1 tRNA gene and 1 rRNA gene are annotated in these 511 nt (G+C 45.0%); both read right to left on the minus strand.

Going from position 1 to position 511, the window contains the following annotated elements:
- Nucleotide 1: 1 nt before the first annotated feature.
- A 5S ribosomal RNA gene (gene rrf / locus KDK67_RS14210) occupies nucleotides 2-122 on the minus strand.
- A 121-nt stretch (nucleotides 123-243) separates the two neighbouring features.
- Nucleotides 244-315: transfer RNA gene (locus KDK67_RS14215), tRNA-Cys, on the minus strand.
- Between the last annotated feature and the right edge of the window lie 196 nt (nucleotides 316-511).

Below are 511 nucleotides of genomic sequence, written 5' to 3' on the forward strand. Positions count from 1 at the left end.
AGCATAGCAGCGATGCAGATTTCCCGAAGACTCTCGTACTTCAGTACAGTAAGCAACGTGGGCAGACTTATCTTCTGTGTTCGGATGGGAACAGGAGTTGCCCTGCCACTGTGGCCGCCATACTCTTATTAATGAATGAAGCCAAGGTCCAAATCCAGATCAGCGCTTCTGGAGCGCGCGACCTTTGAGCTTTACTCAAGAGGTCAGGATTTTAAGTCGGACCTTACTCTTGTAAATAAATGAAGCCAAGGTCCGGATTCGAACCGGAATGGTATCGCTCTGCAGGCGATTGCGTAGCCGCTCCGCCACCTTGGCAATTGGGAATGTAGTCTCTAGTAGGTGAAACATGCATATAAACTTTTACCTTGCGACAATTATTGGTACTATGTAATGAGATTCGAGAGAGATGATTATCTGTCAGAAACGAAATCAATCTCGTTGGAAATGCTGAGAAATAAAGTCACAACTACTGCGTTAAAGATCAGTCAAGAAAAGAATTGGATAGAGTGAG

This window comes from Methanococcoides seepicolus, assembly GCF_023684405.1.
GTDB classification, from domain to species: domain Archaea; phylum Halobacteriota; class Methanosarcinia; order Methanosarcinales; family Methanosarcinaceae; genus Methanococcoides; species Methanococcoides seepicolus.